The organism is Sporosarcina oncorhynchi (assembly GCF_033304615.1).
Classification (GTDB): Bacteria; Bacillota; Bacilli; order Bacillales_A; family Planococcaceae; genus Sporosarcina; species Sporosarcina oncorhynchi.
Genome location: NZ_CP129118.1, coordinates 2,545,417 through 2,567,850, shown reverse-complemented (window position 1 = coordinate 2,567,850; position 22,434 = coordinate 2,545,417). Strand labels below are relative to the sequence as shown.

General features: G+C 43.9%; 18 protein-coding genes. 15 read left to right on the top strand and 3 right to left on the bottom strand.

Annotation, left to right across the window (positions count from 1 at the left end):
* Nucleotides 1-51 precede the first annotated feature (51 nt).
* The 8 genes from purS (at nt 52) to purD (ending at nt 9,138) form a co-directional block, all read left to right on the top strand.
* A complete protein-coding gene (purS, locus tag QWT69_RS12540; RefSeq protein ID WP_317966145.1) occupies nt 52-306 on the top strand; it encodes a phosphoribosylformylglycinamidine synthase subunit PurS in 255 nt (84 codons plus the stop codon).
* Complete coding sequence (purQ, locus tag QWT69_RS12535) at nt 303-989, top strand: phosphoribosylformylglycinamidine synthase subunit PurQ (protein WP_317966143.1); 687 nt, start codon at nt 303-305, stop codon at nt 987-989. The genes purS and purQ overlap by 4 nt, the downstream gene beginning before the upstream one ends.
* A complete protein-coding gene (gene purL, locus QWT69_RS12530) occupies nt 973-3,201 on the top strand; it encodes a phosphoribosylformylglycinamidine synthase subunit PurL (protein ID WP_317966141.1) in 2,229 nt (742 codons plus the stop codon). Before purQ ends, purL begins: the two co-directional genes overlap by 17 nt.
* Nucleotides 3,177-4,604, top strand: coding sequence for an amidophosphoribosyltransferase (gene purF / locus QWT69_RS12525; RefSeq protein ID WP_317966139.1), 1,428 nt, complete (start codon nt 3,177-3,179; stop codon nt 4,602-4,604). The genes purL and purF overlap by 25 nt, the downstream gene beginning before the upstream one ends.
* Before the next feature lie 12 nt (nt 4,605-4,616).
* Nucleotides 4,617-5,675: a phosphoribosylformylglycinamidine cyclo-ligase gene (gene purM, locus QWT69_RS12520; RefSeq protein WP_317966137.1), complete on the top strand. Its 1,059-nt coding sequence runs from the start codon at nt 4,617-4,619 to the stop codon at nt 5,673-5,675.
* Complete coding sequence (gene purN / locus QWT69_RS12515) at nt 5,672-6,244, top strand: phosphoribosylglycinamide formyltransferase (protein WP_317966135.1); 573 nt, start codon at nt 5,672-5,674, stop codon at nt 6,242-6,244. The genes purM and purN overlap by 4 nt, the downstream gene beginning before the upstream one ends.
* Nucleotides 6,245-6,324: 80 nt before the next feature.
* Nucleotides 6,325-7,860, top strand: a complete 1,536-nt coding sequence (gene purH / locus QWT69_RS12510) for a bifunctional phosphoribosylaminoimidazolecarboxamide formyltransferase/IMP cyclohydrolase (RefSeq protein WP_317966133.1) — start codon at nt 6,325-6,327, stop codon at nt 7,858-7,860.
* An 18-nt stretch (nt 7,861-7,878) separates the two neighbouring features.
* Nucleotides 7,879-9,138: a phosphoribosylamine--glycine ligase gene (gene purD, locus QWT69_RS12505; RefSeq protein ID WP_317966131.1), complete on the top strand. Its 1,260-nt coding sequence runs from the start codon at nt 7,879-7,881 to the stop codon at nt 9,136-9,138.
* A gap of 52 nt (nt 9,139-9,190) precedes the next feature.
* Here the strand turns inward: purD and QWT69_RS12500 are convergent, their stop codons facing one another.
* The 3 genes from QWT69_RS12500 to QWT69_RS12490 are packed head-to-tail and all read right to left on the bottom strand — an operon-like array spanning nt 9,191 to nt 12,737.
* Entirely contained in the window at nt 9,191-10,288 is a 1,098-nt protein-coding gene (locus QWT69_RS12500) for a Ger(x)C family spore germination protein (RefSeq protein WP_317966130.1), read from the bottom strand.
* Entirely contained in the window at nt 10,285-11,379 is a 1,095-nt protein-coding gene (locus tag QWT69_RS12495) for a GerAB/ArcD/ProY family transporter (protein WP_317966129.1), read from the bottom strand. Before QWT69_RS12495 ends, QWT69_RS12500 begins: the two co-directional genes overlap by 4 nt.
* Nucleotides 11,376-12,737 carry a spore germination protein gene (locus QWT69_RS12490; RefSeq protein ID WP_317966127.1) on the bottom strand — a complete coding sequence of 454 codons (1,362 nt, stop codon included), beginning with the start codon at nt 12,735-12,737 and terminating at the stop codon, nt 11,376-11,378. Before QWT69_RS12490 ends, QWT69_RS12495 begins: the two co-directional genes overlap by 4 nt.
* A 183-nt stretch (nt 12,738-12,920) precedes the next feature.
* Between QWT69_RS12490 and QWT69_RS12485 the strand changes: the two genes are divergently transcribed.
* From QWT69_RS12485 to QWT69_RS12455, 7 genes are all read left to right on the top strand, one after another.
* Nucleotides 12,921-14,639: an adenine deaminase C-terminal domain-containing protein gene (locus QWT69_RS12485; protein ID WP_317966125.1), complete on the top strand. Its 1,719-nt coding sequence runs from the start codon at nt 12,921-12,923 to the stop codon at nt 14,637-14,639.
* Between the two features lie 9 nt (nt 14,640-14,648).
* Nucleotides 14,649-15,734, top strand: coding sequence for a DUF3048 domain-containing protein (locus tag QWT69_RS12480; protein ID WP_317966123.1), 1,086 nt, complete (start codon nt 14,649-14,651; stop codon nt 15,732-15,734).
* 27 nt (nt 15,735-15,761) lie between these two features.
* Nucleotides 15,762-16,079: a YerC/YecD family TrpR-related protein gene (locus QWT69_RS12475; RefSeq protein ID WP_317966121.1), complete on the top strand. Its 318-nt coding sequence runs from the start codon at nt 15,762-15,764 to the stop codon at nt 16,077-16,079.
* Between the two features lie 118 nt (nt 16,080-16,197).
* Complete coding sequence (gene pcrB, locus QWT69_RS12470; RefSeq protein ID WP_317966119.1) at nt 16,198-16,893, top strand: heptaprenylglyceryl phosphate synthase; 696 nt, start codon at nt 16,198-16,200, stop codon at nt 16,891-16,893.
* A gap of 54 nt (nt 16,894-16,947) precedes the next feature.
* Complete coding sequence (gene pcrA, locus QWT69_RS12465; protein WP_317966117.1) at nt 16,948-19,182, top strand: DNA helicase PcrA; 2,235 nt, start codon at nt 16,948-16,950, stop codon at nt 19,180-19,182.
* A 12-nt stretch (nt 19,183-19,194) separates the two neighbouring features.
* Entirely contained in the window at nt 19,195-21,207 is a 2,013-nt protein-coding gene (gene ligA, locus QWT69_RS12460) for an NAD-dependent DNA ligase LigA (RefSeq protein WP_317966115.1), read from the top strand.
* Nucleotides 21,208-21,214: 7 nt separating this feature from the next.
* Complete coding sequence (locus QWT69_RS12455; protein WP_317966113.1) at nt 21,215-22,330, top strand: CamS family sex pheromone protein; 1,116 nt, start codon at nt 21,215-21,217, stop codon at nt 22,328-22,330.
* Nucleotides 22,331-22,434: the final 104 nt, after the last annotated feature.

The following is a 22,434-nucleotide window of genomic DNA, read 5'->3' as shown; positions in this document are numbered from 1 at the left end:
AGCCGCATAACCATACAATCACAAACTAATTCCACTTGGGAGGAAAAAGACATGACTAAAGTAAACGTATACGTAACATTACGCGAGAGCGTTGTAGATCCACAAGGTATTGCTACACAAGATGCATTGCACAAGCTGGGCTTTAACGAAGTGAGTAATGTGCGTATCGGTCGACTCATTGAGCTAGAACTTTCTGGAACGAATGCAGAAATTGAAACACGTGTAAATGAAATGTGTGACGCTCTTCTTGTCAATAAAGTGATTGAAAACTATAGCTTTGAAATCGGGGAGGTTGCGGGCAAATGAGGTTCGCTATACTAAGCTTTCCAGGTTCCAGCTGTGATGAAGATATGGTGCATGCCGTATTGGATATTGTCGGTGAAGGCGCGGAAATCGTTAACCACAATGATGTGGATTTAAAGAACTATGATGCAGTCCTTATACCAACAGGTGCATCTTTCGGGGATTATTTACGTCCGGGCGCGCTAGCGCAAAGTTCGCCATCTATTGCTAACCTAAAAGAATTCGTCCAAACAGGTAAGCCTGTACTTGGCGTTGGAAACGGTTTTCAGATTCTTGTTGAAGCGGGAATTTTACCAGGTGGGTTCCTGATGAATAAAAGCTTAAAGTTCAGAAATGGCAATGCATTGCTCAAGGTTGAGAATGCTTCGACGACTTTTACAACTGTATACGAACTAGGACAACTGATTACATTACCTTTTGCACATCATTACGGAAACTACTTTGTGGATGAAGAGACAGCAAAGCAATTAAAGGATAATGGTCGTATCGTGTTTACATATACAGAGGAAAATCATGACGGCAGTGTGGAGAACATTGCGGGTGTGTTGAATGAACAAGGAAATGTCCTTGGTATGATGCCGCTACCTGAACGGGCAGTTGAAGAGATCATCGGCGGTACAGATGGTTTACCTTTATTCCAATCAATTTTGAAGAACTGGAGTGAACGCAATGTCAGTCATGCATGAACCTACAACTCAACAAATCAAAGATGAAAAGTTATATCGTCAAATGGGAATGACCGATGAGGAGTTCGATCGTGCAACTGAAATGATCGGACGTCTTCCTAACTACACGGAAACAGGATTGTTCTCCGCTATGTGGTCTGAACATTGTTCATATAAAAGTTCAAAACCGATTTTGCGTAAATTTCCAACAGAAGGTGAACGTGTTCTTCAAGGGCCAGGTGAAGGTGCAGGAATCGTAGATATCGGTGATAACCAGGCAGCAGTATTCAAAATGGAATCACATAACTCCCCTTCAGCAATAGAGCCGTTCATCGGTGCTGCAACAGGTGCGGGCGGAATCATCCGTGATGTGTTCTCTATGGGTGCACGCCCTGTAGCTCTAGTGAATTCAATGCGTTTTGGTGACTTGTCAGATGCACGTGATCGTTACTTGTTTGAACAAGCTGTAGCGGGAATTGCGAGCTACGGCAATACAATCGGTATTCCGACAATCGCAGGAGAAGTGCAGTTTGATAACTGTTACTCCAAACGTCCTTTGGTCAATGCAATGACAGTCGGTTTATTGAATCACGAAGATATCCAAAAAGGATTGGCTTCAGGTGTTGGGAATACGGTTATCTATGCAGGGGCAAAAACTGGCCGTGATGGTATTCACGGAGCGACAATGTCTTCGACGGAAGTGGCAGTCGACAAAGAAGCCGAACTACCTGTTATGCAGGCTGGAGATCCGTATTTGGAAAAACTGCTTATGGAAGCTTGCCTTGAATTAGTAAAATCGGATGCGTTAATCGGTATTCAAGACATGGGGGCAGCTGGACTGACTTCTTCGGCAGCAGAAATGGCTTCAAAAGCGGGCTTCGGCGTGGAGATGAACTTAGATTTAGTTCCTCAGCGTGAAGAAGGTATGACGGCTTATGAAATGATGTTATCCGAATCACAAGAGCGCATGCTGATTGTTGTGAAACAAGGACGCGAACAGGAAATCATCGATCTATTCTCGGGATACGGTATTGAAGCGGTGTCAATCGGTGTCGTTACAGATGACAAAATGCTTCGATTGAAACATAAAGGTGAAACAGTTGCGGAAATCTTAGCAGATACACTTGCAGAAGATGCTCCGGTTTATTATAAAGAATCGAAAGAACCTGCGTACTTTGCGGAATTCCAAGCAATGGATAATGCTGAGCCTGCTGTCGGGGATTTAAAAGAGACATTGTTAGCATTGCTGCAACGTCCGACAATCGCGTCAAAAGAATGGGTCTACAATCAATTCGATACACAAGCACGTTCGAATACAGTCGTTGCGCCTGGTTCATCTGCAGGTGTCATCAGAGTGCGCGGTACGAATAAAGGTCTTGCTATGACTGCAGATTGTAATTCACGTTTCATTTACTTGGATCCTGAAACAGGCGGGAAGATTGCAGTCGCTGAAGCAACTCGTAACCTCATCTGTTCAGGTGCTGAACCGATTGCAGCAACAGATTGCTTGAACTTCGGTAGCCCTGACAAGCCTGAAGTGTTCTGGCAAGTCGAAAAGTCTGCTGACGGAATTTCAGAAGCATGCCGCAAGCTGAATGCACCGATTATTGGCGGTAACGTTTCCATGTCCAATGAAGTGAACGGTGTGCCAGTCTATCCGACGCCTACAATGGGCTTAGTCGGCATTGTGCATGATCTGTCCCAAGTGACGACGACAGCCTTCAAACAAGCAGGTGACGCAATCTACGTCATCGGTGAAACTGCAACTGAATTTGGTGGTAGTGAATTGCAACAAATGGTTGAAGGTAAGATTTTCGGGAAAGCACCTGCGATTGACCTGGACGTCGAAGTATCCCGTCAAAAAGGGCTTCTCACTGCGATACAAAGCAAACTCGTTCAATCCGCTACTGATCTATCTGAAGGCGGTTTCGCAGTTGCATTATGTGAAAGTGCATTCGATGCAGAAGGTCTTGGTGCGGAAGTAGAGGTTTCAGGATCTGCGGTTACTGCGCTATTTAGCGAAACACAGTCACGTTTCCTCGTGTCTGTTAAAGACGAACATGCTAGCGCATTTGAAAAATTGGTACAGGATGCAAAACGAATTGGAACTGTTACTGCAACGGAAGAGATTGTTATTAAAGGCGACGATGCCGTTTTAATAGAAGGGACGGTTGAAGAGTTCCGTTCCGCTTGGAAAGGGGCTATTGCATGCTTGCTGAACTCAGAGGCCTGAACGAAGAGTGCGGTATATTCGGGATTTGGGGTCATGAAGATGCGGCGCAACTCAGTTATTATGGGTTGCACGCATTACAGCATCGAGGTCAAGAAGGTGCTGGGATAGCGACGAAAGATGAAAAAGGTATTCATGTTGTAAAAGGTGAAGGTCTTGTCAATGATGTGTTCTCAGGAGATGCATTCAACACGTTGACGGGAAAAAATGCGATAGGCCAAGTTCGTTACACAACAGAAGATGGACGTGGGGTAGAAAATGTCCAACCGTTAGTTTTCCGTTCTACAACGGGCAGTATGGCGATTGCGCATAACGGTAACTTGATCAATGCGAAAGATTTGAAAGAAAGCTTGGAAAGACAAGGTAGTATTTTTCAAACGACGTCCGATACGGAAGTGTTGGCACATTTAATTAAACGCAGCAGTAGTGGATCTTTGACACAGCGTGATCGTGTGAAGAAAGCATTGTCGATGCTTAAAGGAGCTTTTGCTTTTGTCGTTTTGACAGAAGAAGGCTTGATGGTTGCACAAGACCCGAACGGTTTACGTCCATTGTCACTTGGGAAGCTCGGGGATGCATGGGTCGTTTCATCAGAGACATGTGCTTTTGACTTAATCGGTGCTGAACCGATTCGTTCGGTTGCACCGGGTGAATTGATCATCATTAATGATAAAGGGTTAGTATCAGACCGTTTCGCTGAAGCGGCGGATCCGGCGATGTGTTCGATGGAATACGTTTATTTCTCAAGACCGGATTCAGATATTGACGGCATCAATATCCATATGGCGCGTAAACGTTGTGGTAAACAACTTGCACGTGAAGTGAAGATTGAAGCGGACGTAGTAACTGGTGTACCGGACTCCAGTATTTCAGCGGCAATCGGGTTCTCAGAAGAAAGTGGTATTCCTTATGAACTTGGATTGATTAAAAATAGATATGTAGGCCGGACATTCATCCAGCCGACTCAATCGATGCGTGAGCGAGGCGTGAAGATGAAGTTGTCGCCTGTGCATCAAGTCGTTGCAGGAAAACGAGTTGTCATGGTGGATGATTCAATCGTCCGTGGCACGACTTCCAGACGGATCGTCAAGATGTTGAAAGATGCAGGTGCGACGGAAGTGCATGTGGTCATCGGTGCACCGCCATTAGTGAGCCCTTGTTTTTACGGTGTAGATATTAGTACGGATTCAGAATTGATCGCAGCAGGTCGTACAGTTGACGAAGTGCGCGACTTAATTGGTGCAGATTCACTAACGTTTTTATCAGCAGAAGGCATGCTGAAAGCAATCGGCAGACCAGAAGAAATGAAAAATTGCGGTCAATGTCTGGCATGCTTCACGGGTGAATATCCGACTGATATTTATGCCGATACTGTATTACCTCATGAAAAAGAAATCGGACGATAAGGAGGGCTTTCCATGTCAAAAGCATATGAAAAAGCAGGCGTTAATATAGAGGCTGGCTATGAGTCCGTTGAACGGATGAAATCCCATGTGGCACGTACTGTGCGTAAAGGTGTGACGGGAGCTTTCGGCGGATTCGGCGGTATGTTCGATCTTTCTGAACTCGGTTATAAAGAACCTGTTCTAGTATCCGGTACAGATGGCGTCGGGACGAAATTGAAATTGGCATTCATGGCTGACAAGCACGATACAATTGGTATTGACTGTGTTGCGATGTGTGTGAATGATATTGTTGCTCAAGGCGCAGAGCCATTGTACTTCCTAGATTATATTGCACTTGGCAAAGCAGTTCCTGAGAAAGTCGAAGCAATCGTTAAAGGTATCGCAGATGGTTGTGTTCAATCTGGTGCGGCATTAATCGGTGGAGAAACTGCTGAAATGCCGGGACTTTATGATGTTGAAGAGTACGACCTTGCAGGGTTTGCGGTTGGCGCATGTGAGAAAAGTAAAATCGTGACAGGTGAAAAAGTTGTGGAAGGGGACGTCCTTGTTGGAATTGCATCAAGCGGCATCCATTCAAATGGTTTTTCGCTTGTCCGTCAAATCGTTCTTGAAGAACAAGGTTATAAAATCGATGACTATATCGCAGGATACGAAGAGCTTGGCAAAGTCGGAAACGCATTGCTTGAACCGACGAAAATCTATGCAAAACCAGTTCTTGAGATGAATGAAGAACTTGAACTGCATGCAATGGGACATATTACAGGTGGCGGTTTTTATGAGAACCTTCCGAGAATGTTCCAAGCTGGATTCGGTGTAGAAGTCAATCTCGGTTCTTGGCCAATCCTGCCAATCTTTAAAATGCTTAAAGACAAAGGCAAGCTAGTAGATAAAGATCTCTATAGCGTCTTCAATATGGGAATTGGATTTGTCGTTGCATTGCCTGCAGACCAGGCAAAACGTGCGATTCAGATTGCAGCAACACATGGTGAAGACGCATTCGAAATCGGCAGTGTCGTTAAAGGGGAAGGCATTACTTTCCTTGGTAACCATGACGGGAGCTTGTCCGAATGACGAACAAAGTGAGGATTGCCGTTTTCGCTTCTGGAAGCGGCAGTAACTTCACGGCGATTGAACAAGCTTGCCGCGAAGGAGAACTACAGGCGGAAATTGTCCACGTGATCACGGACAAACCAGATGCATACGTCATTGAAAGGGCTAAACAAGCTGAAATTCCAGTCACTGTCCTGCGACCGAAAGCATTCGAATCTAAAGCTGCTCATGAACATGCTGTCATCGATATACTGCAAGCCGCGGAAACGGAATGGATTATCCTAGCAGGTTATATGCGTCTTATCGGACCGAATCTATTATCCGCTTATCCATCACGCATTATTAATATCCATCCATCACTACTTCCATCATTCCCAGGAAAAGACGCAATCGGTCAAGCAATCGAACATGGTGTCAAAGTTACCGGCGTCACTGTCCATCTAGTAGACGCGGGCATGGACACTGGACCGATACTCGCCCAAGAAGCTGTTCGTGTTATTGAGGGGGATGCAGAAGGAACTGCAGAAGTAATTCATAAAGTGGAACATGTACTCTACAAGGAAACATTGAAAATGCTATTTGAAAAGTGAGAGCCTACATCTATATGCAACAAACGCAGAAAAACGGCAAATTAATGTCGACCACAATCTTACAATCGGAGGGTTTATTCGTGAAAAAACGTGCATTGCTGAGCGTATCGGACAAAAATGGGATTTTGGCGTTTGCACAAGCGCTTGAAGCATTAGACTATGAAATTCTATCTACCGGCGGAACGATGAAACATCTTAAAGAAAACGGTGTCGCTGTTACAGCAGTCGACGAAGTAACAGGGTTCCCTGAAATTATGGAAGGGCGCGTCAAAACGCTTAACCCAATGATTCATGGGGGGCTTCTTGCGAAACAGGACGATCCAGCCCATCAGGCACAGATGACAGAACACGGCATCCAACCGATTGATGTTGTTTGCGTGAACTTATACCCTTTCAAAGAAACCATTTCAAAGGCTGACGTTTCCGTTGAAGATGCAATCGAAAACATCGATATCGGCGGTCCGGCAATGCTTCGTGCTTCCGCAAAGAACCATGCCTATGTAACGGTTATCGTGGACGCGGCAGATTATAGTCAAGTCCTTGAAGAATTAAAGCAAGATGGACAAACTTCACGTGAAACACGTCGACGTCTGGCAGCAAAAGTGTTCCGTCATACAGCAGCTTATGATGCGTTGATATCTACTTACCTGACTGACCTTGTTGGTGAAGAATTCCCAGAGCAAGTGACCTATACATACGAATTGAAGCAACCGCTCCGCTACGGTGAGAACCCACATCAGAAAGCAGCATTTTACAGCCGCCCACTTGGCTCGGACTTCTCAATTGCCTATGCTGAACAATTGCACGGAAAAAAACTTTCCTACAACAATATTCAGGACGCCAATGCGGCTATACAGATTGTTAAGGAATTCGGCCAGCCGGCAGCAGTGGCAGTCAAACATATGAACCCGTGCGGAGTCGGTACAGGTGAAACAATCGCTGAAGCATTCAATAAAGCCTATGAAGCAGACGCAATGTCTATCTTCGGCGGTATTGTTGCACTAAATCGCGAAGTGGATGCGGCGACTGCAGAAAAACTGTCGGACATCTTCCTTGAGATTATCATTGCACCTTCCTTCACAGAAGAGGCGCTTACTTTATTGACGAAAAAGAAAAATATTCGACTACTCACAATTCCATTCGCTCAACATAAAAAAGACAAATGGAATACCGTATCCGTTGAAGGTGGTCTGCTTATGCAGCAACCCGATACATTCGGTTTCGTTGATGCGGATATCCGTGTTGCGACGGACCGTGAACCGACTGAAGCAGAATGGGAAGCACTAAAACTCGGTTGGTCGGTCGTTAAACATGTCAAATCGAATGCAATAGTTGTCACCGATTCGCAGATGACTTTAGGTATCGGTGCGGGACAGATGAACCGTGTTGGTGCTGCAGGAATCGCTCTTACACAAGCGGGAGAACGTGCAAAAGGTGCGGCTCTTGCTTCAGACGCGTTCTTCCCGATGGATGATACGGTTGAAGCGGCTGCCAAAGCGGGTATTACCGCAATCATTCAACCTGGTGGCTCTGTCAAAGACGAGGATTCCATTAAAAAAGCGAATGAATACGGCATTACGATGGTATTCACAGGCGTACGTCATTTCAAGCATTAAGAGAGGGGTAATTCGCATATGAAAGTTCTTGTGATTGGTAGTGGGGGACGGGAGCATGCCATTGCCCGGCAGTTTAACCAGTCTCCATCTGTTACGGATGTGTTCGTGGCACCTGGAAATGACGGCATGACTGATGAAGCTACATGCGTTGACTTACGTGCGGATGATTTTGCAGGCTTGGCTTCATTTGTGGAATCCAATGGGATTAGCCTGACATTTGTAGGACCTGAACAACCACTAGCGGACGGTATTGTGGATTTCTTTAACGAACGAGATCTTACAATATTCGGCCCCACTCAAGCTGCGGCGAAAATTGAAGGCAGTAAATCATTTGCAAAAGAATTGATGGCGAAATATACGATTCCAACTGCAGCATACGGAACATTTACAGATGTCAATGAAGCGAAATCTTTCATCCGTGAAAAAGGGGCTCCTATTGTCGTAAAAGCAGATGGCCTGGCGGCAGGTAAAGGTGTCGTTGTTGCGATGACGTTGGATGAAGCAATCGAAGCAGTGGAAGACATGATTGGCAATCAGAAATTTGGGGATTCCTCGTCTACAGTCGTGATCGAAGAGTTTCTAGACGGAGAAGAGTTTTCCTATATGTCGTTCGTTCATGAAGGTCAGATCTATCCGATGGTTATTGCACAAGACCATAAGCGCGCGTATAACGGAGATAAAGGACCCAATACGGGAGGAATGGGTGCTTATTCACCCGTACCACAAATTTCAAATGATGTAATCGAGGAAGCTTATAATAGAGTTGTCGTACCGACGGTTGAAGCGATGACGAAAGAAGGTACTCCTTTCACAGGCATCTTATATGCTGGATTGATATTAACAGAAGAAGGACCGAAAGTAATCGAGTTTAATGCTCGATTCGGGGACCCTGAAACACAAGTTGTCTTGCCGCGTATGGCATCCGACTTCGGTGCATTCATGATGGCGCTTATGAACAATGAGCCTTTTGAATTGAAGTGGAATGACGAGGCAGTGTTAGGTGTAGTTATCGCAGCTGACGGATATCCTTCAGGCGTCAAGAAAGGTGACAGGTTACCTGACTTGACTGCATTGAAAGCTGCGGGACTAGAAGTGTTCCATGCAGGAACGAAACGTGTAGATGACGGTTTTTCCGGAGATGGTGGAAGAGTCATCCTTGTCACATCGATGGGTCCTTCCTTGAAAGAGGCGCAGCAAAACGTCTACAACGGATTGGACGGGCTGGAGTGGAACGGATTCTTTTACCGGACGGACATTGGCTGGCGCACATTTGAATAAACAGTAGTAAAACAGGCAGCTCCTAACTTGGAGTGGCCTGTTTTCTTCATACTCATTCAACTGCCCCAGTGCTTTTGAGTCGAACTTTTACGCTTATATCGATAGGTAAATCTTTGTAGGCAGCTTCCCATTTTTCAATGAGCCCTTCTTGATTCAGTCGTGTAGCGCGATACCTAAGTCCGAAACCGGGGTCAATGTTAGCTTCTTGTAGAGTCTTAAAAAAATCTGTTAAATTCTCCTTGAGTACTTTTTCTGAAGCTGTATTATACTTGTCCAATTTTTCAATATGTAGTACCTTGCTTGATTGTCCGATAATGCCCGCAAAATCTACATGCACTTTTATTGATTTCGGTTCATTTCCTTCCGTAATGATTTGATAGGACATCTTAACTTGTTTAATATTAAGCATCAATTTCAGATCATCAGTTTCGACTAGATAGTCCAGTCCACTCTTTCTATTAAATAGAGAATTGTAATATTTTGTTTGGTTGTCACTTAACGTTAGCGAATCACTACCTTCCCCTGTAGCAATCGCTTTTTGGACAATCAGCTCTGTCCCTTCGTCATTCGTTTCCATGAGAGGGATGAATGCACAGATTCCCTTACCTAGATAGTCTCTTCTGAATTGGAATAAAAAACTGGTAGTTATATATGGGCTTTCTGTAGCAGAGTCGTCGAAAAAGTTGAATAGCGTTATTGTGGAAGCCGCTTCCGTTTCAGGTTCAACTTTGATGATTTCTGCTGCAGAAGGCTTCGCAGCTATCACATACGCAATGAGTTGAATATCACCCCTCCGTGTAAAATAATCCATAAACATCTGAACATCTTCTGAAAAAAGTTTTTCATTAATGATAATTGCTTTGACATGCCCATACTCGAGCACTTTATCGGCGTGACTTTCAAGCTTTCTCAATGACTCACCAATTGAGTCGCCTTCTGTCTCCAAATAGGCATATCGCGGGCCTGACGAATTCTTTACTGAAGCAATCGGTAAAGCCAGTTTCAATGTCACTTTATAGCCGGCCCCGCTTTCCGCAGGATCAATGGCAATCGCAGCTATAAAAAGCCGTTTGTCGATATCCTTGAACGAACATCCCGTCTGTAAAATGATAGATAAAAGTAGAACGAGAGCTATTGCAAATGACTTCATCTCTTAGCCCTCCTATTAATAGTGAAGAATACAAACATTGAAATCCCAAAGAAACTAGGAAGTAGATTGAAGAAAAACTGGGTGAGTTTAAACAATTGGTGTTCAGTCAGATTAATCATCGCGATCAATGCAATAAGCGAGAAAAGAATGATGTACAAGAATGGAGACAGATCATGGCCCTTCCAATTAAACCATTTACGTGAAAAAGCACCTTGCAACAGCTTACTTGCTCCATGCCAATGAATGATGATGCTCATAATGGCAATCGCTAAAAAAACGAGCAGAAAAATAAAGAGGAGGCGTTCTACGAGACCGAATTTCATTCGAATGGAATCACTCGTGGAAATCCATGGATAAATGAGCCGTTCAATTTCATCAAATCCACCGACACCAATCGGTGCAAAGTATGTGAGACCCAAAACAACAACACCTACGATGGTAAGTATGAAAATGGGGAGAAACGTTATCTTTTTTTTATGACTAAAAAATTTATTGAAAACTGCTAAATTGACAATGCCGATATATAGATAACTTGTTGCAGTTAAAGCTGAGTAGCTCGGCATTTCGTTAATATGCATCATGGCGATTCTTACATAGTCGATAACAAAAACATTGTTGAATCCTGTTTTTACGAGAAGAAAAATAATAAGTGGACAGAATAGAACGATTACAACTTCAAACATGAATAATATACTTTTTGTTTTGATGAGAATACCACCCAATATAACAACCAACAGGCTGAAAAGGATCACAACGAGAGGCATTTCAGGTGTCAGAAAGCGAATAAGAATGAATGTGAAAGTAATGAGTGTAATCAGACCGGCAATATACCAATTGATTGCAAAGTAAAGTAAGGCAAGAATAGAAAACCATTTTCGCGTATGCGTATTCAATAATTCCATCAAATCTGTTTTTGGATAAGCAGCGTAGAACTTTATCGTGACAATAGTAATGAATAGTCCCGCAAATGTGCCAAGAATCATAGAGGTAATCGCGCCATTTGTGCTTTCCGCCAATAAAATTCGTGGGACAGACGCAACGATATTAGCGATCATATTAATGATGATCAGATAATAAAGAAAACGGTTCATTTCCCATTCACCTTCAATTCTTTTGTGCGATTCTTCCAGTAAACTGCTAAATAGGGCGTTCCGAAACTCTCCTTATTCGCTAAGAATATGATGATTCCAATAAACCCAACGATTACGCCTGCCAACCCAAAAAATGTTGTATATAGCAACAGTAGAAAGCGCGTCGATCTAACAGAGAAGCTCATCTCGTTGATGGGGATGACGAAAGTTGAAATAGCGACAAGTGAAACGACGATAATCATAATATTGGAAGCGAGTGCCGCTTCGACTACAGCTGTACCTAAGATGAGGCCTCCTACTGTCGTCGCTGTTGCGCTGACAGCTTTTGGAAGACGAATACTCGCTTCTGTCAATAATTCAATAAATATAAGCATGAACAGTACTTCAATGTAGGACGGATAGGGTACACCGATTCTACTTCCAGCAACCGTCAATGCCAATTCTGTTCGGATAACGTCAGGATTAAATGAAATGATTGCTACATAAATTGAAGGCAACAGAATACATGTAAACAGTCCCGCATATCGTAAGAATTTGGTCAGCAATGATGCCCAGAAATTATGGTAATGGTCATCCATGGAAACCATGAAATCAAAAAATACGGCTGGTACAATCGTAGCTTGCGGGCTACCATCGACGATGACGATAATCTTTCCAGCCGTGAGGTTATAGATCATTCGATCTGGTCTCTCTGTCAATAGAGTCGTCGGAAATAGTGTTGCCTTGCGCTGATTGAGATAATTCTCTAAATCGGCGGACGATTGGATGAGCGGATTTTCAATTTCGTTCAAACGTTTCTTTAACAATGTCAAAACATTCTTATCAACGGTCTCATCGTCATAAATAATTGCGAAAGATGATTTTGCACGATCTTTCAGTTCACTCACTTCAACAACGAGGGAAGGTTCTGAATAACGATGCCGCAACAGATTGATGTTTGTCTCAAGACTTTCACTAAAACCATATTGTGGTCCGTGAATTGAAGGTTCGAGGGAGTTCAGTTGAACAATATCGGTATTGACTTTTTTAATATCCAATAAAATGTAGTGTTGTCGAACATTGATGAGAAGCATCCCTTTTGTCATGTTAACGAGAAGTGATGTTTCATCAGTGAATTCAATTTGATTTGGTAAGGACCGGATATATTGTAAAAATCCTTCTTCAGATTTCATTTCAAAAAATGGTTTGATGACCAGCTGTTGTAGTTCAGTTACATTGATGACACTTTTTAGGAATAGCACTTGTGCCTTTTCCTCGGACACTTGCATCGGTGTATGAACTAAATCGTCGGATTTCCCTAGCTTCTCAATGATTTTCGCGAAAAGATGCGGTTTGTAGTGATCCTGTTGTGAGTCCATACGAAACAGCTCCTCCCTTTTGTTAAACAATTAGGTATAGGATAGCCGAACGACTATGGAATCATTCGGAGATGCATGTTTTTCAACAGAAGAATTCATGATTATCACCTGAAAGGTCTATGTTTTCAAACAATGCTATGCTACGATAAAATCAGTAGGATCATAGACAAAGGGGTCAATAATATGTGGGGCCAACAAGCTATTTATAAACAGATAGAGATCATTAACGGAAAAGCAGCACCAAACTTAATCATTCAGAATGCAGAATACGTACATTCCATTTTGAAAAAATGGGTGACAGGGAATATATGGATTGCAGATGACCGTATCGTCTATGCGGGTGAACGTATGCCGGCGATGATGGAAGAGGCTGAAATTATGGATGCGACGGGTAAGAAAATTGTGCCTGGCTATATTGAACCGCATGTCCATCCATTCCAATTGTATAATCCTGAAACGTTTGCTGAATATGCAGGACAGCGCGGAACAACGACGTTCCTTTCGGATAATTTGACGTTCTTCATGTTGCTTGGCAATGAAAAAGCGTTTAAGGTTATTGAACAATTGAATGAATTGCCTTTTTCATTCTATTGGTGGGCGCGGTTTGATTCGCAAACGGTGTTGAAAAATGAAAAAGAGGTTTTTAATGCAAAAGATATAGGGGAATGGCTACAAAGAGATGATGTGCTCATGGGCGGCGAATTGACCGGATGGCCGCGGCTTATGAATGGCGATCAGGATATGATGGCGGCACTTCTATCTGCTAAAAAAGCAGGGAAGAAAATTGAAGGTCATCTACCGGGTGCGTCTGAGCGTACACTGGCAAGGATGAAACTGTTCGGGACAGATGGTGACCATGAAGCAATGACGATAGAAGAAGTGGAAGCGCGTCTTCTTCAGGGATATGCAGTGACGCTTCGTCATTCATCCATTCGTCCAGACTTGCCGCTATTACTAAAGGGTGTTCTCGAAAAAGAATTGGATGTCTTCGATCAGCTCATGATGACGACAGACGGCTCAACGCCATCATTCCATGTAGATGGCGTCATGGATAAATGTATCCAAGTCGCACTGGATGCAGGCGTTAAACCGATTGATGCGTATTTGATGGCCTCTTACAATGTCGCCCGTTACTATAATATCGCTGACAGGCACGGAGTGATTGCGACAGGGAGATATGCCACATTCAATTTCTTAGAGGATGAAATGAATCCGGTACCAACGGATGTCCTGTCAAAAGGAAAGTGGTTATTAAAAAACCGTCAACCGATTAGCAGCTTCACTGTAGTGGATTGGTCGTTAATCCCGAAGTGTGAATTAGATTTTGATCTTGATGAAAAAGACTTTGAATTCTCCGATTCCATAGGGATTGAAATGGTCAATGATGTTATAACGAAACCATATAAAGTGACAATTGACAGTAGCGTGGACAAACTGGCGGCTGATCATGATGAAAGTTTCCTTATGCTGCTCGATCGAAATGGTAAGTGGCGTTTGAATACATTCATTAAAGGCTTTGCACATGGCATTCAAGGATTTGCGTCCTCGTATTCCAATACAGGGGACATCATTCTTATCGGAAAGGACAAGTCGCAGATGCTAAAGGCTTTCCGTGAAATGAAACGCATATCCGGTGGCATGGTGTTGATGGAAAAGGGTGAGAGAATTGCTTGTCTCGAACTTCCCATCGGCGGTGGATTGTCTGCGTCCCCTGTAGGTGAATTGATTGAAGAGGAAATGGAAATGAAGAAAGCACTAAGTGAACGTGGATATAAGCATGGCGACGCAGTCTATACATTCCTGTTCCTGCAGTCGACTCATCTGCCTTATGTCCGTGCAACTCAGATAGGCCTTTATAATGTTATGAAAAATGAAATACTCATTCCGGTTTCGGAAAGATAGGAGGCAGAAATGCCAGGGAAAAAGAGAGGATGGCTGTTCGTTATTGCCATCATGATGTTGCTGTTGTCGGCCGCGTGTTCAAAAAAAGAGAAAACGGTGGAGGAGCCAGTCACTCCTGAACCGGAAGAGAATCTTGTCGCAATGGACGAGCCTGAGGAGACTGAGGAGCCCGAAGAGGATGGAATGCTCCTATATCAGTCGCCGTTTACAGGTGTATCTAGCGAGGAGGAAAATTGGGGAAGACCCGTACTTGCAACCATCAACAACCATCCATTAGCACGTCCGCAATCCGGAATCAGTCAAGCGGATGTCGTCTATGAATTTCTTGCAGAAGGAAATGTGACGCGTTATCTAGCATTATTTCAAAGTGAACTGCCGGAAAGAATTGGACCTGTTCGCAGTGCACGTGATTATTTCATCCATATGGCAAAAGGAATGGATGCGTTCTACGTAGCACATGGGTATAGCCCTGATGCAAAAGCGCTATTGGATAAGCGCTACGTCGATAATGTAAACGGGATGCAATATGACGGCACATTGTTTAGAAGATCCTCAGATCGGAAAGCGCCGCATAATTCCTATATAACAGGGGAAAACGTTATGGCTGCAATGGAAAAGACGAATTCCGAAATCGAATTAACGAAGATTCCGCCGTTTGTTTTCCATGATTCAGTGGAAGATGCTAAAATGGGAGACAGCGCTTCATTGATTGTCGTCCGTTTCAGTCAGAGTAACGATTTCATTAGCACATTTGCCTATGATGCTGAAAACGGTTTGTACAATCGCACTGTTAATGGGAAATTGACAGTGGATAAAGAAGGAGACGTGCCAGTAGGCGTCTCGAATGTCATTGTCATGGAAGCTGCACATAAGACGATTGATAATGTGGGCAGACAAGCTGTCGATATTGAGAGTGGTGGCAAAGCGATTATATTCCAGGCAGGCGTTGCAAAAGAAATGGAATGGAAGAATATTGATGGATTCCTAGTTCCAGTTGAAAACGGAGTTCCTGTAAAGCTTGTTCCGGGTAAAACGTGGATTCATGTAGTACCTACGTATTCGGGGATTTCCAAAGCAGTTACGTATACTCCTTGAATAACACTGTAGGAAAGAGGGGAAACTATGCAAATCGATAAAATTCGCAGTGAACAGACGGACCAGCTATTCAATGCCATACTACAATTGAAGGATTTGGAAGAATGCTATTCGTTTTTCGACGATCTTTCCACAATGAGTGAACTACAATCATTGGCTCAACGACTAGAAGTCGCTCATGCATTGAAACAAAAGAAGACATATGACAGAATTCAAAATGATACAGGAGCAAGTACAGCGACGATTTCAAGAGTAAGACGCTGTGTAGACTATGGATCGGGCGGGTACAACTTAATCCTGAACAGACTTTACCCTGGGTTGGAAGAGCAAACACATAAGAAATGAAAGATACGAATCGGGCGGAGAAACTTTCCGCCCGTTTTTTTGGTATACTGTTCAATAGAATGCGCGACGGATTGTCTAAACGTGCACAAAAGTACTTTTACAGAATAGGTGAAAAACAATGGATATGAAATCTTGGCGCCACGCCTTTAAAGTGGATCCTGCAAAAACGATAACAGATGCCGATTTGGAGAAGCTTGCTGAGTCAGGTACAGATGCATTGATTGTTGGCGGCAGTGACGGAGTGGACTTGGAGAACGTCCTGGATTTGTTGGCGCGCATACGCAGATATTCTGTACCCGTTGCACTAGAAGTATCGACTGTCGAATCGGTGACGCCGGGCTTTGATTTCTATTTCATCCCGACAGTATTGAACTCTACGAAAACGGAATGGATTAACGGCATTCACCATGCGGCTTTGAAAGAATATGGTCATATGATGAATTGGGATGAAGTGATGACGGAAGGATATTGCATCATGAACCCGGACTGCACAGCCGCAAAACTGACAGGTGTACAGGAAATACCAGATGAAGATGATGTCGTCGCCTATGCACGCATGGCTGAACATTTGTTCAAGCTGCCTGTCTTTTACTTGGAGTACAGTGGAAGGTTTGGTGAACCGTCCGTTGTCAAAGCAGCAGGACGAGTTCTCGACAACACACGACTTTTCTATGGAGGCGGCATTACAAATGCGGAAGAGGCGAAAACGATGGCAGCTCTCGCGGACACAGTAATCGTTGGTAATGTGATTTATACGAATCTTTCTGCAGCACTTTCGACTGTCGAGGCAGTCAAATCAGTTACCCATAGATAAGCAGGATAGGTTATAATAAAGAACAAACGTTCCTCGGAAGGTGGAATCCTTACTATGAAAAAAATAGCGGAAGATTTACTTGTCGGCATGAACCCCGAACAAACCCGTGCAGTGAAAACAACGGAAGGCGCTCTCTTGATCATGGCAGGTGCAGGTTCCGGTAAAACACGAGTGCTGACTCACCGGATTGCATACTTGATTGTGGAGAAGAATGTTTACCCATCCAATATTCTTGCCCTCACATTTACAAATAAAGCGGCACGCGAAATGCGTGACCGAATTGACGGTTTGCTTGGTCCCGGAACAGGAGAGCGTATGTGGGTATCCACATTCCACTCGATGTGTGTTCGTATCTTGCGTAGAAATGTCGATCGCATCGGTATATCCAAAAACTTTACAATACTAGATTCCTCGGATCAGCTGACGGCTGTTAAAAACGTGTTAAAAGAACGTAATATCGATTCGAAACAATACGATCCACGATCCATGCTTAACGCGATTAGCTCCGCAAAGAACGAATGCATTGATGCTGAGACGTTCAAAGGCCAAATCAATCCTCAAAACCCGTATGAAAAAACAATAGCGGATGTCTATGAAGGCTATTCGAAAAAGTTGCGTCAGAACCAATCGCTCGATTTTGACGACTTGATTATGATGACGCTCACGCTGTTTGAACGCGTTCCTGATGTACTTGACTATTACCAAAACAAGTTTCAGTACATCCATGTAGACGAATACCAAGATACGAACAATGCACAATACCGACTCGTTAAAATGCTTGCAGCCAAATTCCGTAATATCTGTGTTGTCGGAGACTCGGATCAGTCTATCTATAGATGGCGCGGAGCGGATATCGGCAATATCCTGTCATTCGAAAAGGATTATAAAGATGCAGCTGTCATCCTGCTTGAACAGAATTACCGTTCCACGAAGACAATTTTAAGAGCGGCAAACGACGTGATTAAGAATAACGAGAGTCGTTATGATAAAGAACTGCGGACAGATAATGATGAAGGAACTGCCATTACTGTCTATAAAGCGTCAGATGAAAAAGATGAATCACAGTTCATTGTGCAGAAAATTATCGAGCTGAAAGAGGAACATGGACTATCACTCGATCAATTCGCCGTGCTCTATCGTACAAATGCGCAGTCCCGGATGATTGAAGAGTATTTAGTGAAATCCAATTTGGACTATACGATTGTCGGTGGTACGAAGTTTTATGACCGTAAGGAAATCAAGGATTTATTAGCTTATTTACGGCTAATTGCAAATAATGATGATGATTTGGCGCTCTCTAGAATTATCAATGAACCAAAACGGAGCATAGGTGCAACTTCCTTCGAACGAATGGCATTGTTTGCACTCGAAAATGAACGGTCCATACTTGATGCACTTCAGGAAGTTCATTTTATGGGATTGACAGCAAGAGCGGCCAATGAAGCTGTAAAGTTCAAGGAAATGATTGCAGGATTCTCGCAAATGCAGGAATACTTGTCAGTTACCGAATTGGTTGAACAAGTGATTGATAAGTCCGGATATCGAGCGATGCTGGAAGCTGAAAAATCCATCGAATCAGAGAGTCGACTAGAGAATATTAATGAGTTTTTATCTGTAACGGAAGCATTTGAAAAACGAGCGGAAGAAGACGATAGCGACCGCTCGCTTGTTGCATTCCTGACAGACCTGGCATTAATAGCAGACATCGATTCGTTGGATAAAGAAGAGAACCAAGCAACAGAAAAAATCGTCCTTATGACGATGCATGCGGCAAAAGGGCTTGAGTTCCCCGTTGTTTTCGTTATTGGGATGGAAGAGAATATCTTCCCGCATTCACGGTCAATCGGTGACAATGAAGAAATGGAAGAGGAGCGCAGACTCGCTTATGTGGCGATTACGCGTGCTGAACAGATGCTGTTTTTGACAGCCGCTTCTTACCGGACGATTTTCGGGCGTACGAATTATAATAATCCGTCACGCTTCCTCAATGAAATTTCGCCGGATATTATTGAAGTGAAATCGAATGACAATCAAGGTTTCGGTTCGGGTGGATTCGGCCGAGCTGCGGCTCCCGTCCGACCTGCTGTCATTAAACCTGTATACAAAACGAGTGGCGGAGAGAAGATGGGATGGAAGGCCGGTGACAAAGCCGCCCATAAAAAATGGGGAACAGGCATGGTCGTCAGTGTGAAGGGAACGGCAGATGACGTGGAACTGGATATCGCATTCCCTGAACCAGTTGGCGTAAAAAGGCTGCTTGCCAAATTCGCTCCAATAGAAAAAGCATAAGGAGAGGGTATAATGGATCGAATTGAAGCTGAAAAACGTGTGCAGGAACTGACGGCACTGTTGAATGAGTATGGGCATGCCTACTACGTGCGAGATAATCCGCTCGTGCCAGACTCCGTCTACGATCGTAAATTGCAGGAGTTGCTGGCCATTGAAGCCGAATATCCCGATCTTGTCTTTCCTGACTCTCCTACGCAGCGGGTAGGTGGAGAGATTCTTCCGGGCTTCACAAAAGTTGTCCATGAATTTCCGATGCTGAGCCTCTCCAATGCCTTCAATGAAGAGGACATTAGGGATTTTGATAGACGAGTCCAAGCGGGGGCAGGAAAAGATATTACGTATATATGCGAATTGAAAATAGATGGACTTGCTGTTTCATTAAAATATGACAACGGTGCATTCAGTCAAGGGGCAACGCGTGGAGACGGAACAGTCGGCGAAGATATTACTTCCAACTTGAAAACAATTCATGCCATCCCGCTAAAATTAGCAGAACCTGTCACAATTGAAGTCCGCGGAGAAGCGTATATGCCAAAACGCTCTTTCATGCGATTAAATGAACTGCGTGACGAAAATGGTGAAGAACCATTTGCAAATCCACGGAATGCAGCAGCAGGTTCACTCCGGCAATTAGATCCGAAAATCGCGGCCAGTCGAAATCTATCCGTATTTATCTATGGAGTTGGTGGAGATGGAAGTGCTTATGGGCAAGATAGCCATTCGGATTCCTTAGATTATCTTGCTTCACTCGGTTTTGAGACGAATTCATCAAGTAAGCGCTGCAAGTCAATTGAGGAAGTAATCGACTATATCGAATCTTGGCAACAGCGCAGGCAAGATCTTGATTATGAAATTGACGGGATCGTCATCAAAGTCGATGGGTATGAAGATCAGGAGCAGTTGGGTTTCACTGCAAAAAGTCCGCGCTGGGCAACGGCGTATAAATTCCCGGCGGAAGAAGTGCATTCGAGGTTGCTTGATATCGAACTGAGCGTCGGAAGGACAGGGGTTGTGACACCAACTGCAATCTTAGAACCAGTCCGTGTTGCTGGAACAACAGTTGCAAGGGCTTCCCTTCACAATGAAGATCTCATCCGTGAGAAGGATATCCGAATTGGGGATGCGGTCATTGTTCGTAAAGCAGGAGATATCATCCCTGAAATCGTTAGCGTCCTCATAGAACAGCGTACAGGAACAGAAGAACCTTACTATATGCCTGAACATTGTCCCGTATGTGATTCTGAACTAGTCCGTATTGAAGGGGAAGTAGCGCTTCGTTGCGTGAATCCACAATGCCCTGCGCAGATGAAAGAAGCAGTCATTCACTTTGTTTCGCGAAATGCCATGAATATTGAAGGGATTGGCGAGCGTGTTGTCGACCAATTATATACGGCGGAACTTGTGAATGATGCGGCTGATTTGTATGCGCTGACGAAAGATCAGCTGCTGGAATTAGAGCGTATGGGAGAGAAATCAGCGACGAATTTACTGACAGCCATCCAGGTATCTAAGGAGAATTCATTAGAAAAACTGTTGTTTGGTCTAGGAATACGTCATGTAGGTGAACGGGCATCACATATCCTATCTGAAGAATTCGGCACACTTGAAGCGATAGCAGAAGCGGATGCAGAGCGCCTTACTTCCATCCATGAAATCGGCGACAAAGTAGCTGATTCAATCATCACGTTTTTTGCGAATGAAGATGTCCAAAAGGTGATTGGCAAACTGAAAGAGCACGGCGTGAATATGATCTATAAAGGACCTGATCGCCAGGAAGTTCCGACGGATGGCCCTTTTGCGGGAAAGACAATCGTTTTGACAGGCAAGTTATCAATATTGACGAGGAACGATGCAAAAGCACAAATAGAAGCACTTGGCGGCAAAGTGAGCGGCAGTGTCAGTAAAAAGACGGACCTCGTTATCGCGGGTGAAGATGCCGGTTCAAAGCTGACAAAAGCTGAAGAGCTTGGTATCACCGTCTGGAATGAAACAGAGTTAATAGACGCGCTCGGTGAAAAGGAGTAATTTTTCCATGAAGAAGTTAATGATAATACCAGGCATGGCGGCAGCGCTTCTATTAAGTGGATGCTTACCATCAATTGGACCTGAGAAAGATGAGGTCATCCAGGAAACGGATGAACAAGTCGAAGAAACGGTCATGATTCCGGATGTCCAGCTAAAAGATGAATTTTACTTAACAACCTTGCCTTTCAAGCAAAGTGCAAGCCGTGGGCTGGTCGTAAGCAATATCTATACGAAATATGATATCCAAGAAGCAGAAGAAGGATTGCTTCGACTCTCTACGCAACATTTTGATACGAAGGATCACTATTTTCAGGAAGGCCAGTATATCGATAAAGACACGGCAAAGCGGTGGCTGGCTAGAAGTTCTAAAGATGAAGAGGGTCTGAATCCACCAGAAGCTGAAGGCGAAGACGCAGAAGAGCAACCGATTTTTCTTGCACATATCGTCGAGCAAAATTATTTAACGTTGACAGATGAAAAGAAACTCCGGTTGTCCGGAGTTTCGGTTGGACTCGCCTTAAACTCCGTCTATTATGGCAAGAATAACAAGGAAATTAATATAACCGATCAAGAACTTCAAAAACAGGGCATCAAAGCCGCAGATGAAATTGTCAGAAGACTGCGGACGAAAGAAGGATTTGAGAATATTCCGATTGTCGTCGGATTATTCAAGCAGGAAAAAAGAAATTCGATAGTTCCGGGCTCCTATTTCGCGACAGCATTCGCTGATAAAGGAAAAGAAGTCCCGAACGCTTGGAAGGAAGTCAATGAAAAGTACGTCCTGTTACCAGCTCCATCATCCATCGATAATTACCGTGACATTAATACGGTGTTCAGTCATTTCAAACAGGATATCGATGAATATTTCCCGAGTTTCGTCAACGTTGTCGGGACGGCATTTTTCAAAGATAACCGAATGAAATCATTGAAGATCACAATACCTATCCAGTTTTTCGGAAAAAGTGAAACGATTGGTTTTACCCAATTCTTAACTGGGAAAGTCAGAGATTATTATCCGGACATTGACGTGGAAGTGAATATCACTTCCGTTAATGGAGCAGAAGCATTGATTGTTAAAAAAGCAGGCGAAAAAGATCCATTTGTCCATATCTATGGATACTGACGGTCGCCTGCTTTGATAGTGGAACGATAGAGCAGTACAAGTGCTGTACGCCGATGTTCTAGCGCACTGTACCTACTAGGGCCGCACCTTTTCAACATACCTGT